12 protein-coding genes are annotated in these 13,089 nt (G+C 63.2%); 10 read left to right on the forward strand and 2 right to left on the reverse strand.

The genetic code is table 11. The annotated features are described in order from the left end of the window. The 7 genes from AAG813_RS18710 to AAG813_RS18740 form a co-directional block, all read left to right on the forward strand. Positions 1-211: hypothetical protein (locus AAG813_RS18710; RefSeq protein WP_341917497.1), on the forward strand; the 211-nt coding region annotated here is incomplete at its 5' end. A gap of 123 nt (positions 212-334) precedes the next feature. Next, complete coding sequence (locus AAG813_RS18715) at positions 335-1,525, forward strand: CaiB/BaiF CoA-transferase family protein (protein WP_341917499.1); 1,191 nt, start codon at positions 335-337, stop codon at positions 1,523-1,525. 69 nt (positions 1,526-1,594) lie between these two features. Then, positions 1,595-2,959 (forward strand): MmgE/PrpD family protein, encoded by a 1,365-nt coding sequence (locus AAG813_RS18720; RefSeq protein WP_341917501.1) that lies wholly within the window; start codon positions 1,595-1,597, stop codon positions 2,957-2,959. Next, positions 2,956-3,837, forward strand: a complete 882-nt coding sequence (locus tag AAG813_RS18725; protein WP_341917503.1) for a CoA ester lyase — start codon at positions 2,956-2,958, stop codon at positions 3,835-3,837. The genes AAG813_RS18720 and AAG813_RS18725 overlap by 4 nt, the downstream gene beginning before the upstream one ends. 222 nt (positions 3,838-4,059) lie before the next feature. Continuing rightward, positions 4,060-5,070, forward strand: a complete 1,011-nt coding sequence (locus AAG813_RS18730; protein ID WP_341917505.1) for a TRAP transporter substrate-binding protein — start codon at positions 4,060-4,062, stop codon at positions 5,068-5,070. Positions 5,071-5,112: 42 nt separating this feature from the next. Beyond that, on the forward strand, positions 5,113-5,649 hold the full coding sequence (locus AAG813_RS18735; protein WP_341917507.1) for a TRAP transporter small permease: 537 nt from the start codon (positions 5,113-5,115) through the stop codon (positions 5,647-5,649). Then, on the forward strand, positions 5,646-6,923 hold the full coding sequence (locus tag AAG813_RS18740) for a TRAP transporter large permease subunit (protein WP_341917509.1): 1,278 nt from the start codon (positions 5,646-5,648) through the stop codon (positions 6,921-6,923). Before AAG813_RS18735 ends, AAG813_RS18740 begins: the two co-directional genes overlap by 4 nt. A gap of 164 nt (positions 6,924-7,087) precedes the next feature. Here the strand turns inward: AAG813_RS18740 and AAG813_RS18745 are convergent, their stop codons facing one another. Beyond that, on the reverse strand, positions 7,088-7,372 hold the full coding sequence (locus AAG813_RS18745; RefSeq protein WP_341917510.1) for a GIY-YIG nuclease family protein: 285 nt from the start codon (positions 7,370-7,372) through the stop codon (positions 7,088-7,090). A gap of 279 nt (positions 7,373-7,651) precedes the next feature. Beyond that, positions 7,652-8,293, reverse strand: a complete 642-nt coding sequence (gene nth, locus AAG813_RS18750; RefSeq protein WP_341917512.1) for an endonuclease III — start codon at positions 8,291-8,293, stop codon at positions 7,652-7,654. Between the two features lie 316 nt (positions 8,294-8,609). On the opposite strand from nth, the gene AAG813_RS18755 reads away from it, so the two are divergent. The 3 genes from AAG813_RS18755 to AAG813_RS18765 all read left to right on the forward strand — a co-directional run bounded on the left by AAG813_RS18755 (position 8,610) and on the right by AAG813_RS18765 (position 13,088). Continuing rightward, a complete protein-coding gene (locus AAG813_RS18755; protein ID WP_341917514.1) occupies positions 8,610-9,071 on the forward strand; it encodes a cache domain-containing protein in 462 nt (153 codons plus the stop codon). A 176-nt stretch (positions 9,072-9,247) separates the two neighbouring features. Next, positions 9,248-10,948: a methyl-accepting chemotaxis protein gene (locus tag AAG813_RS18760; protein WP_341917516.1), complete on the forward strand. Its 1,701-nt coding sequence runs from the start codon at positions 9,248-9,250 to the stop codon at positions 10,946-10,948. A 220-nt stretch (positions 10,949-11,168) separates the two neighbouring features. Continuing rightward, a complete protein-coding gene (locus tag AAG813_RS18765) occupies positions 11,169-13,088 on the forward strand; it encodes a PAS domain S-box protein (protein WP_341917518.1) in 1,920 nt (639 codons plus the stop codon). The last annotated feature ends 1 nt before the right edge of the window (position 13,089 follow it).

Raw genomic sequence — 13,089 nt, forward strand, 5'->3', positions numbered from 1 at the left:
AAAGCGCGTCCTCGCCTCCCTGTATCCGCATTGGATTTCTTTTCTCCCACCCGTCGGGCCGGGCCGAGGAGCGCAGCCGAAAACGGATCAGGGCGAGCGATTGTCTGAGCGCAGCGAGTTCGAGCTCGACCCCGTTTTCGGCGAGCACCGCAGGTTGCCCCGTAGCGCAGCGCAGGGGACCCGGACCATCGGGGCGCATTTTCTTTGGTGACTTTCTTTTGGCGACGCAAAAGAAAGTTACTTGCCGCCGGGCAACCCCCGGCATGCCTCGCAAACCGAATGCTTTCAAAATCAATGCCGCGGCTGTAACGAGCCGGGGTTCGAGGGGACACCCATGACTCCACAAACAAGACCCCTCGACGGCATCACCGTCATCTCCCTCGAACACGCCATCGCCGCGCCGTTCTGCACCAGGCAGCTCGCCGACCTCGGCGCCCGCGTGATCAAGGTCGAACGCCCCGGCGTCGGCGACTTTGCGCGTGCCTATGACCAGCGGGTCGACGGCATGGCCTCGCATTTTGTCTGGGTGAATCGCTCCAAGGAAAGCCTGACGCTGGACCTGAAGCAACCGGCCGCACTGGCCGTGCTCAAGCAACTGCTGGAAACCGCCGACGTGCTGGTGCAAAACCTCGCGCCCGGTGCGGCCGCGCGCATGGGCCTGGGCTATGCCGAACTGAGTGCCACCAACCCGAAACTGATCGTCTGCGACATCTCGGGTTACGGCGACGACGGCCCCTACCGCGACAAGAAGGCCTACGACCTGCTGATCCAGAGCGAAGCCGGTTTCCTGTCGGTGACCGGCACGCCCGACGAACCCTGCAAGGCAGGCAATTCGGTGGCCGACATCGCTGCCGGCATGTATGCCTACAGCAGCATCCTGGCCGCGCTGTTGCAGCGCGGCAAGACCGGCCGGGGTTCGCACATCGACGTGTCCATGCTCGAGTCGCTGGCCGAGTGGATGGGTTACCCCATGTATTACGCCTACGGTGGTGCCACGCCGCCGCCGCGCAGCGCGGCATCCCACGCGACCATTTATCCCTATGGCCCGTTTGCGGCCGGTGACGGCGGCACCGTCATGCTCGGGCTGCAGAACGAACGCGAATGGGTGATCTTCTGCAAGCTCGTGCTGCAGCAGCCCGGGCTGGCGACCGATGTGCGTTTTGACAGCAACGCGCGGCGCAACGAACACCGCGAAGCGCTCAAGGCCATCATCCTGACCGCGTTTGCTGGCATGAGCACCGCCGAGGTGACCACCCGGCTCGACGAGGCGCAGATTGCCAATGCCCGCATGAACAGCATGGCCGAACTCTGGGCACATCCGCAGCTCAAGGCGCGGGATCGCTGGCGCCAGGTGGCTTCGCCGGTCGGTGACATTCCCGCGTTGCTGCCGCCGGGCCGCATCAACAGCTTCGACTACCGCATGGACCCCATCCCCGCCGTTGGCCAGCACACCCGCGCCATCCTGCGCGAGCTGGGGCAGGGCGATGACGCCGTTGCCGCGCTGCAGCAGACGAATGCTATTTAATTGATAGCTGATTGCGCTTTCCCCGTAAGGGCTGTCGCCTTATTTCCCTCTTAAAGATACGAACTCCCCATGAGCAACACACCCACCGCCCAACTCGCCGCCTTCGCCGCCAACCTGAAGTTCGAAACCATTCCAGCTTCCGTCGTCGCCAAGACCGAAGACTTGCTGGTCGACTGGTTCGGCTCGGCAATTGCAGGCAAAGGCTCGCGCCCGGTCGAGACCATCACGCGTTTCGCCGCCAGCATGGGGCCGACGGGTGGCGCGGCCGAAGTGTTGATCAACCGCAGCCGGACCAGCGCCTACTTTGCCGCCATGGCCAACGCGGCTGCCTCGCATGTGGCCGAGCAGGACGACGTGCACAACGGCTCGGTGTTCCACCCGGCCACGGTGGTGTTTCCGGTCGCGCTGGCGATGGCGCAGACCTTTGGCAGCAGCGGCAGGCAGATGCTCACCGCCGCGGTCGCCGGTTACGAGGTTGGCATCCGTGTCGGCGAGTTTCTGGGCCGCTCGCACTACAAGGTGTTTCACACCACCGGCACCGCAGGCACGCTGGCTGCCGCGGCCACGGCGGGCAGCCTGCTGGGCCTGAGTCCGGCGCAGATGCAGCACGCTTTCGGGTCGGCCGGCACGCAGTCGGCCGGGCTCTGGGAATTTCTGCGCACGGCCGCCGACTCCAAGCAGCTGCACACCGCGCACGCGGCTGCCGCCGGCCTGATGTCGGCCTGCCTGGCGCAGGACGGCTTCACTGGCGCGGCGCAGATTCTCGAAGGCCCGCAAGGCATGGCTGCCGGTATGTCCAGCGACGCTGACCCCGCCAAACTGACTGCCGGCCTCGGCTCGCGCTGGGCCACGGCCGAGACCTCGTTCAAGTACCACGCGTCCTGCCGCCACACGCACCCGGCGGCCGACGCGCTGCTGCAGGTCATGCAGGCCCACCAGCTGGCACCAACCGACATCGCCAGTGTGGTCACCCATGTGCACCAGGGCGCCATCGACGTGCTGGGCCCGGTTGTGAACCCGGCCACGGTGCACCAGAGCAAATTCTCCATGGGCACGGTGCTGGCGCTGGTCGCACGTTTCGGCCACGCCGGCCTGGTCGAGTTCGACCAACATTTCCGCGAAGACGCCACCACCGTCCTGCGCGACCGGGTCACGATGCAGCTCGATGCCGAGGTGGACGCCGCCTATCCGCAGCGCTGGATTGGCAAGGTCACCGTCACCACCACCGACGGCCGCGTACTGCAGGGCCGGGTGGACGAACCCAAGGGCGACCCCGGCAACACCCTGAGCCGCGAAGAGATCACCGCCAAGGCCCTGCGCCTGGCCGCCTTCAGCGGCGGCGCCACGCCGGGCGACATGCAGGCCGCTGTCGACGCCTTGTGGCAGGTCGCGTCATGGCCGCGCGTGGGCCTGCTGCTGGAAGGCAAGGCATGAGCGTATTCGCCAGTAGCCCGCTGGCGCTGGCCCGCTCCTTTCTGTTCGTGCCCGCCACCCGCCCCGAGCGCTTTGCCAAGGCGCTGGCCTCGGGCGCAGACGCCGTCATCATCGACCTCGAGGATGCAGTCGCTCCCGGCGAGAAAACTCAGGCGCGGCAGCTGCTGGCGCAAGCCTGGCCTGGTCTTTCGGGTGCAGAGCGCGCACGCGTGCTGGTGCGTGTGAACGCCGGCAACACGGTCTGGCATGGCGATGACCTGAACCTGCTGGTCGGGCTGGTCCGTCCGGGCGTTGCCGGCGTGGTGCTACCCAAAGCTGAACATGCGGCCCAGCTTTCGCATGTCGCGGCGGTGCTGGGCCCCGCGTGTGCGCTGGTGCCGCTGATTGAATCAGTCGCCGGCCTCGATGCGGCCGACGCCCTGGCCCGTTGCCCGCAGGTGCTGCGTCTGGCCTTTGGCAACATTGACTTCCAGGCCGATGCCGGCCTGGCTTGCGGGCCCGACGAAACCGAGCTGTCGACCGTACGGCTGGCGCTGCTGCTGGCTTCGCGCCGCGCGCAGCTTCCCTCACCGGTTGACGGCGTGACGGCAGACCTGCAGGACACGGCGCAACTCGCGCGCGATCTGCTGCGCAGCCGCAGCGGCGGCTTTGGTGCGAAGCTGTGTATTCATCCCGCGCAGGTGGCGGCGGTCAATGCGGCATTCACCCCCAGCCCGGCCGAGATCGACTGGGCGCGTCGCGTGCTCGCTGCCAGCGAGGCCGTAGGCGGTGGTGTGGTCAACCTCGACGGCCGCATGATCGATGCGCCGGTGCTGTTGCTCGCGCAGCGCACGCTGGCCCGCGTCGATCAGGGGCAGGGCGGGCCGCACCATGCTTGAGAAGGGTTTGTCCGAATGTTTTCCGGAGCCACCCGCCGCAAGATGGATGCTGTACCTCCAACCGGCGGCACGGGGCATTCCCCCAAGCGGGAGATCTGACACCACGTTGCTGCAACACCATGCCAGGCATCGGTTTTTACGTAGATCGATCAGGCGCTGACAAGCCTATATTTCCATTCAGACGGATGCCCAATCCGCACCTTTTTTTAACCAGGAGACAACATGAAAACAATCCATCGTTTACGCCGCACCCTTCTTGCCACGGCTCTTGCCGCCGGCGCGCTGGCACTGCCGTTCGCCGCGTCGGCTCAGGCCCCCATCGTGATCAAGTTCAGCCATGTGGTGGCCGAGCAGACACCCAAAGGGCAGGGCGCATTGAAGTTCAAGGAGCTCGCCGAGAAGAAGCTCCCGGGCAAGGTGCAGGTGCAGGTGTTCCCGAGCTCGCAGCTGTTCGGTGACGCCAAGGAACTCGAAGCACTGCTGCTCGGCGACGTGCAGTTCATCGCGCCGTCGCTGTCCAAGTTCGACCGCTACACCAAGAAGATCCAGGTCTTCGATCTGCCTTTCCTTTTTGACGACATCGAGGCGGTGGACCGCTTCCAGTCCGGCCCGCAGGGCAAGGCTTTGCTCGAGGCCATGAAGGGCCGTGGCCTGCTCGGCCTGGGCTACTGGCACAACGGCATGAAGCAGCTGTCCACCAACAAGGACAAGCTGGTCCGCCCTGATGATGTCAAGGGCCTGAAGTTCCGCATCCAGGCGTCCGACGTGCTCGAGGCACAGTTCCGCGCACTCGGTTCCAACCCGCAGAAGATGGCGTTCGCCGAGGTCTACCAGGCGCTGCAGACCGGCGTGGTGGATGGCCAGGAAAACACCTGGTCGAACATCTATTCGCAGAAGTTCCATGAAGTGCAGAAGACCATTGCCGAAACCAACCACGGCGTGATCGACTACATGGTCGTCACCAATGTCAAGTGGTGGGACGGCCTGCCGGCCGATGTGCGCAAGGGCCTGACCGAAGCCATGACCGAAGCCACGGCTCATGCCAACAAGCTGGCGCTGGACATCAACGAAGCCGACCGCAAGAAAATTGCCGACGCGGGCAAGGCCAAGATCCAGAAACTGTCCAAGGACGACGTGGCCGCCTGGCGCAAGTCCATGGAGCCGGTGTGGAAGAAGTTCGAAGGCGACATCGGGCGTGACCTGATCGACGGCGCCCTGAAGTCCAACAAGTAACCACAAAGGAAAGGGCCCGCCTGGCGGGCCCTTTGTACATCTATGCGTTGGCTAGAACATTTGGAGGAAGGCCTGATCACCTTCCTGATGGCGGCGATGACCCTGGTCACTTTCATGCAGGTGATTGCGCGTTACGTTTTCAATTACAGCTTTGTCTGGGCGCTGGAACTCACCGGCGTCATGTTTGCATGGCTGATTTTTGTAGGCATGTCCTACGGCGTGCGTGTTGGTGCACATATCGGCGTCGATGCCGCGGTCAAGCTGTTGGGCAACCGTCCGGCCCGCGTGGTCGAGTCGATCGCGGCCTCGCTGTGCATCGTGTACGCCCTGATCGTCGCTTTCGGAAGTTACCAGTATGTCTACAAGATTTACAGCGTCGGCATCCTGATGCAGGACATTCCCATCCAGACCTGGATACCGCGCATCATCCTGCCGCTGGGTTTCCTGCTGCTGGCGTTCCGCTTTGCGCAGGTGCTGTGGCGGCTGGCCAGCGGCCAGGAAGCCCACCTGCTCGGTGACGAGGCCCAGGACGCGCTCAAGCTCAAGGAAGAGCCGGCCACCGGCGAGGTGCGTTCATGACCATCGCTGCACTGTTCATCCTGCTGCTGGCCTTCATGGCGCTGGGCATGCCGATTGCGGTGGCGCTCGGCTTGTCGTCCATCCTGACCATCCTGGTGTTTGCGCAGGATTCGCTGGCCTCGCTGACGCTCAAGCTGTTCGAGACCTCCGAGCTCTATACCTTGCTGGCCATTCCGTTTTTCATTCTCGGCGGCAACTTCATGACGACCGGCGGCGTGGCGCGCCGCATGATCCGGTTTGCCAACGCCTGCATCGGGCACTTCCGGGGTGGCCTGGCCATGGCGTCGGTGCTGGCCTGCATGTTGTTCGCGGCGGTGTCGGGCTCGTCGCCCGCGACGGTCGTTGCGGTGGGCGCCATCGTGATTGCCGGCATGGTCAAGGCCGGCTACCCGCAGAATTTTGCGGCCGGGGTCATCTGCAACGCCGGCACGCTCGGCATCCTGATCCCGCCCTCCATCGTGATGGTGGTCTACGGCGCCGCCACCGAGACCTCGGTCGGCAAACTCTTCATGGCCGGCGTCATACCGGGCATCCTGCTCGGCCTGATGCTGATGCTGGCGATCTACGTGCGTGCCCGCATGCTCAACCTGCCGCGCCAGCCGCGTGCGCCGCTGGGCGAGATCCTGAAAGCCGGCCGCGACTCGCTCTGGGGCCTGCTGCTGATCGTCATCATCCTGGGCGGCATTTACGGCGGCATCTTCACGCCGACCGAAGCCGCAGCGGTGGCAGCCATCTACGCCTTCTTCATTGCCGTGTTCGTGTACCGCGACATCGGCATGAAACAGGTGCCCAAGGTGCTGCTCGATTCCGGCAAGGTCACCATCATGCTGATGTTCATCGTGGCCAATGCGCTGCTGTTTGCGCATGTGCTGACGACCGAACGCATTCCGCAGACCATTGCTGAAACCATCATCGGCTGGGGCATGCCGGCCTGGCAGTTCCTCGTGGTGGTCAACATCCTGCTGCTGATTGCCGGCATGTTCATGGAGCCGACCGGCATCATCCTGATCATGGCGCCCATCCTGTTTCCCATTGCCACGCGGCTGGGCATAGACCCCGTTCACCTGGGCATCATCATGGTGGTGAACCTGGAGATAGGCATGGTGACGCCGCCGGTGGGGTTGAACCTGTTTGTCACCGCGGGCATCACCAAGATGTCGATTCTGGGCGTGGCGCGCGCGGCCCTGCCGTGGACACTGGTGCTGCTGCTGTTCCTGATGATCATCACCTACGTGCCGGCCATCACCATGTTCCTGCCCAACATGCTGTTCTGAGCCGCGCCGGGCCTGCCGGTGAACCGTTGAACGCCGCCCCTCCGTGGGCGGCGTTTTTCATGGGGCTTTCGATGACAAATCGACTACCAGCCAAGACGGGATAAGCGCAGTCAGCTATCAAAACAGGAGTGAATCTGCGGAGATGCCTCGCATGACATGTACCCTCAGAGCAGCGTTGCGTACAGATCCCGCCACTTCGGGTTGGATTTTTCGATCATCGCCACCTTCCACTCCCTCTTCCAGTTCTTGAGCTGCTTTTCCCTATGGATGGCCGCCTCGATGGATGGTGTGGTCTCGAACCACACCAGTTGATCAACAGCGTAGCGGCTCGTGAAGCTCTCGACGGATGCATTTTTGTGCTCATACACGCGGCGAACCAGGTCGTTGGTAACACCGACATACAAGGTGCCGTTTTTTCCGCTGGCCATGAGATAGACGAAATAGTCCATGGTGCATTGTTGCTGGAATTGTCATTCCGGCCTCCAGTCTGTCATCCGACTCCCGTTTGTCATCCCGGACTCGATCCGGGATCCATGCTGCATGAACCACGGTCGCTGGCAGGCGTGACATGGATTGCGGGCCAAGCCCGCAATGACAGGCGGGAGAGGCCTTGTGAATCTGTCATCCCGGGCTTGATCCGGGATCCACGCCGCATGAACCACCATCGCTGATACGCAGCCATGGATTGCGGGTCAAGCCCGCAATGACAGCAAGGGGCGGGGACGGCACTACGCAGGCTGCGGCGTCTTCGGCGTGTAGTCGCAATACGGCGCCACCGCGCACTGCCAGCACAGCGGCTTGCGAGCCAGGCACACATACCGCCCGTGCAGGATCAGCCAGTGGTGCGCGTCCACCAGGTATTCGGGCGGAATGCGCTTGAGCAGTTGGTGCTCCACTTCTAGCGGCGTCTTGCCCGGCGCCAGCCCGGTGCGGTTGCCCAGGCGGAAGATGTGCGTGTCCACCGCCATCGTTGCCTCGCCAAAGGCGGAGTTCAGCACCACGTTGGCCGTCTTGCGGCCCACGCCGGGCAGGGCCTGCAGCGCCTCGCGGCTGCGCGGCACCTGGCCGCCGTGCTGCTCCACCAGCATGCGGCAGGTTTGCATCAGGTGTCTGGCCTTGCTGCGGTACAGGCCGATGGTCTTGATGTAGCCCTCCAGCCCTTCCTGCCCGAGCGCCAGGATCTTCTGTGGCGTGTTGGCCACCGGAAACAGCTTACGCGTGGCCTTGTTCACACTCACATCGGTGGCCTGGGCGCTTAGCAGCACGGCCACCAGCAGCTCGAACACGCTGGTGTATTCCAGCTCGGTCACCGGCATCGGGTTGGCGGCTTTCAGCGTGGCGAAGAAGGGGGCGATGTCGGCGGTTTTCATGCCCTGCAGTGTATGGGCTGCCTGCGAAGGGGCGGAGCAACCGGGACGTTTCAGTTGAAGCGCGGCCGGCGTGTGGCCTGGAGCAGTCAGGAAAAACCCTTGGATGCCCTCAAGATTTCACACGAATGGCCGTTATCCATGGAGACAGCTGTGAATCAGCTGTCAGGTGTGGGTGACTGCGATACAGGAATCGCCCTCTTGTCGGAATTAGGCAGACGAGGGGGATGCTCTGGTGATTGCTTGCAGCGCTTGCAAAAAGTGGGGTTTACAAGTCGTCCGGCCGCCCGGATTTTTTAGAGATCAAGGAAATTTAATCATGAAAAAACTGTTCCACGGAATCGTGTTTGGCCTGTTGGCGCTGTCATTCAACATGGGGGCCATGGCAGCTTCGGACAAAGGAACGGCCGAAGAAGCCACCGCGCTCGTCAAGAAGGCCGCTGCGTATATGAAGGCCAACGGCAAGGACAAGGCTTTTGCAGAATTCAGCAACCCGAATGGCCAGTTCAAGGACCGTGACTTGTACATTACCGTCCTGGACATGAGCGGCAAGGTGCTCGCCCACGGCGCGAACGCCAAGCTCATCGACAAGAGCCTCATCGAACTCAAGGATGTGGACGGCAAGTATTTCGTCAAGGGCTTTGTCGAAGTCGCTGGCAGCAAGGGCAAAGGCTGGGTCGATTACAAGTGGCCCAACCCCATCACCAAGGCCGTCGAGCCGAAATCATCCTATGTTGAAAAGGTCGACGACGTGATCTTCATGGGCGGCATCTACAAATAAGAACCGTCCAGGCCGCATGACCGGCGCCATTCCATCGGATGGCAGCGTCCGTCATGCGGCAGCACAGATTTTTTTGCAAAGTGACAATGGACAGGCGTGGTTGATTGCAACCGCTCCTGCGGCGTTGCATGCCTGCCTTCTGCAGGGATCAACAGTGCGTTAGCTTTGGAGTGATCATGAATTTACGTAGTTTGCGTATCGGCGCGCGCCTTGGTATCGGGTTCGGCATCATCCTGATGATTCTTGTTCTGGTGCTTGTTACCAACACCTGGATTGGCCTGAAGAACAGGACTGCCATGATTGAAGGGCTGGAGAAAGCCAATGCGAAAAGCGCATTGGCCGTCACCATTCGCAGCGCCTTGCTCGAAGGCGGGGTGGCCATACGCAACATCGCCCTCCAGTCGGATGTCGGCGCCATGCAGACGCAGGAGGCGCGGGGCAAGACCGAGCGCAAGCGTTCCGCAGAGGCGCGCGACAAGCTTCTGGCAACAGATCTCTCGGACGCTGAAAAGAAAATGGTCACCGAGATTGCGCGGCTCGACAAGGAAATCGAAGCACCCTTCCTCGAGGCGGTCGCACAGGCCTTGGCTTTCGATCCCGAAGGCGCGGCAAAAATCATTGCCAGCCGCATTGAACCGGTGCACCAGAAAGCGATGGTCGAGATCAATAAGCTGGTTGAACTGGAGCAAGCCAACGTTGTTGAAACGCTGGACGAGGCCGTCACCGCCGGCAAACAGCTGACAATTCTGCTGTTCGGTCTGGGCCTGGCCGCCCTGACCATCGGAGCCGCGTTGGCCTGGGTCTTTACCCGCAGCATCACCCATCCACTGCGCGATGCCCTGTTGCTCGCACAGGCCGTGGCTGGCGGCGACCTCACCTCGCGCGTCAAGGTCACAGGCAAGGATGAAGTCAGTGATCTCATGCAGGCCCTCGCGGACATGAATGGCAGCCTGGCCAAGGTGGTGGGCGAAGTCCGCAGCGGCACCGACACCATAGCGACGGCGTCCAGCCAGATTGCCGCCGGCAACCACGACCTGTCCTCCCGGACCGAAGAGCAGGCCAGCTCCCTGGAAGAGACAGCCGCGTCGATGGAAGAGCTGACGTCCACCGTCAAACAGAACGCCGACAACGCCCGCCAGGCCAACCAGCTGGCCGTCTCGGCTTCCAGCGTCGCTGTTCGCGGCGGCAGCTCGGTCGCCGAAGTCATGGGCACCATGAGCGCCATCAACGACTCGTCCCGCAAGATCGTCGACATCATCGGCGTGATCGACGGCATCGCCTTCCAGACCAACATCCTGGCGCTGAACGCCGCCGTCGAAGCGGCCCGAGCCGGGGAACAGGGAAGAGGCTTTGCCGTGGTGGCCGCCGAGGTGCGCAACCTGGCCCAGCGCAGTGCGACAGCGGCCAAGGAGATCAAGGGTTTGATTGACGACTCCGTCGGCAAGGTCGAACAAGGCAGCAAGCAGGTGGCCGAGGCCGGCAAGACCATGGACGAGATTGTCGACAGCGTCAAACGCGTGACCGACATCATGGCCGAGATCACGGCGGCCAGCCAGGAGCAGACCGCGGGCATCGAGCAGATCAACCAGGCGATCACGCAGATGGACCAGGTGACGCAGCAAAACGCCGCATTGGTGGAAGAAGCCGCAGCTGCAGCGTCCTCGCTGCAGGAGCAGGCCAGCGGGCTCAGCCAGGTGGTCAGTGTGTTCCGGCTGGATCAGGAGCAGGTGAATCAGATGGCTCAGCCCCGGCGTGCCGCATCTGCGAAACCATTCAAGGGACACGTGTCACCCCAACAGCCGCCCAGAGCCAAGCAGGCCATTGCTGCGCCAGCAGGCCAACTGGCCACAGCCGGGGGCAGCTGGGAAACGTTTTAAGCAACGGCTATCGACGCAGGATTCGCCGCCGCAAGGCGGATTGCTGCCGTCAGGAAGCCCCGGGATTGACAGAATATTGACGCCGATCAAGTCCGCGGCGGGGTGCTGATCTGACACTAAGTGTGCTTATTGATATTGATCAGCGGGTCGGTGAGCAGCAGGCCTTCTGGAGGCATGGTCCGGGGTGTCAAGCGCGCTTGACCGACGTCCAGAAAGAACCATGCCCTCTTCTTCGATCGAAACCCTGGTCCTTGGCGGCCACACGCCAGACGGATCGGCGGCCCTCCTGGCGGGCGTGCTGGAATCCGCCATGGACGCCATCATCACAGTTGACGAGCAGCAGCGCATCGTCATGTACAACCTGGCGGCCGAGAAAATATTCGGCTGGTCGCGGCAAGAGGTGTTGCTGCAGCCCCTCGAAAAGCTGATGCCCCAGCGTTTCCGCGCGGGTCATGCCCGGAATGTCGAGTGTTACGGCAACTCCGGCGTGACGTCCCGGCGCATGGGCGTGCCCAAGGTCATCCATGGCCTGCGCCGCAACGGCGAGGAGTTCCCCCTGGAAGCCTCGATCTCCGTGCTGCACACCGCCGAAGGCCGGCTTTTCACGACCATTGTTCGCGACATCACTGAGCTGGACCGGCTTCAGCGGGAGCAGGCCGACAACCACGCCCGCCTGCGCGAGAGTCAGCGCCGGCTGCAGGTGGCGCAGCGGCTCGCGCGCATCGGCTACTGGCAGATCGACCTTGATACCAACCTGATGTGGTGGTGCGATGAAGCCCATGAGGTGCTCGGTGTGCAGAGTTCGCTGCTTGAGGCTTCCTATGAGGGGCTGCTCCGGCTGATCCACCCCGGTGACCGCCAGGCTTTTGCGGCGGCGCGCGATGCAGCTGTCCAGGCTGCATTGCCGCTTGATGCCGAGTTCCGGGTGATCACGGCTTCCGGCGCTGAACGCTGGATCCATCTGCTCGGCTGGATCGAAGGCGAGGACATGCAGGCACGCCGCCGGACCGGCCTGATTCGGGAGATCACCAACCGCAAGCGTTCGGAAGGAGTGATTACCCGCAGCCTTGAACTGCTCAACCGCACCGGGGCCTTGGCCAAGGCGGGCGGGTGGGAGGTGGTGATGGAGTCCATGGCGACTTATTGCTCCGACGAGATTTTCCATATCCATGAACTCGACCCCTCGGCGGATATCACCCTGGAGGGCCTTCTCGGGTTTTATGCGCCTGAAGTGCAGCCCGTGATCCGGGCCGCGGTGGAGGCAGCCATCCAGCACGCGACCCCTTGGGACCTGGACCTTCCGCTGGTCACGGCCAAAGGCCGGCGCATCTGGGTCCGCACGCAGGGCCAGGCCATCCTGCAGGACGGCAAGCTGGTGCGCCTGTTCGGCGTGCTGCAGGACATCACCGAAATCAAGGCCACCGAAGCGGCCCTGCGCATGTCGAACCACGAGCTCGAGGCCTTTTCATATTCGGTCTCCCATGACCTGCGCTCGCCGCTCAACAGCATCAACGGCTTCAGCCATTTGCTGGCCAGGAAACTGGCGGGCACCCTGGACACGGACGGGGCGCACTACCTGGCGCGCATCCAGGCCGGCTCGCAGCAGATGGGGCAACTGATCGAAGGCCTGCTCGCACTCGCCGAGGTCTCGCGTACCTTGCTGGGCAACGAGCCGGTGGACCTGTCCGCCCTGGCGCGCTCCATCCTGGACGAATGGCAGGTGCGCGAGCCCGGGCGCCATGTCACGGTGCAGATTGAAAAGGGCTTGCAGACCCGTGGCGATGCCCGGCTCATCCGGGTGGTGATGGAAAACCTGCTGGAAAACGCCTGGAAATTCACCTCGAAAACAGCGCGGGCCGAAATCAGCGTCGGCCAGAAATCCGACGCGGACGGTCAGCCGGTGTTTTTTGTCAGCGACAACGGCGCCGGCTTCGACATGGTCTATGTCAACAAGCTGTTCACGCCGTTCCAGCGTTTGCACGGCGTCACCGAGTTTCCCGGCTTGGGCATTGGCCTGGCCACCGTCAGCCGCGTGATCGCGCGGCATGGCGGCCGGCTGTGGGCCGAGGCCATGCCGGGGCAGGGCGCCAGCTTTTTCTTCACCCTGCCAGGCGGCGTGGTCATGGCAGCTCCGCCATGAA

It is taken from the genome of Polaromonas sp. YR568 (genome assembly GCF_943371715.1).
Lineage (GTDB): Bacteria > Pseudomonadota > Gammaproteobacteria > Burkholderiales > Burkholderiaceae_C > Polaromonas.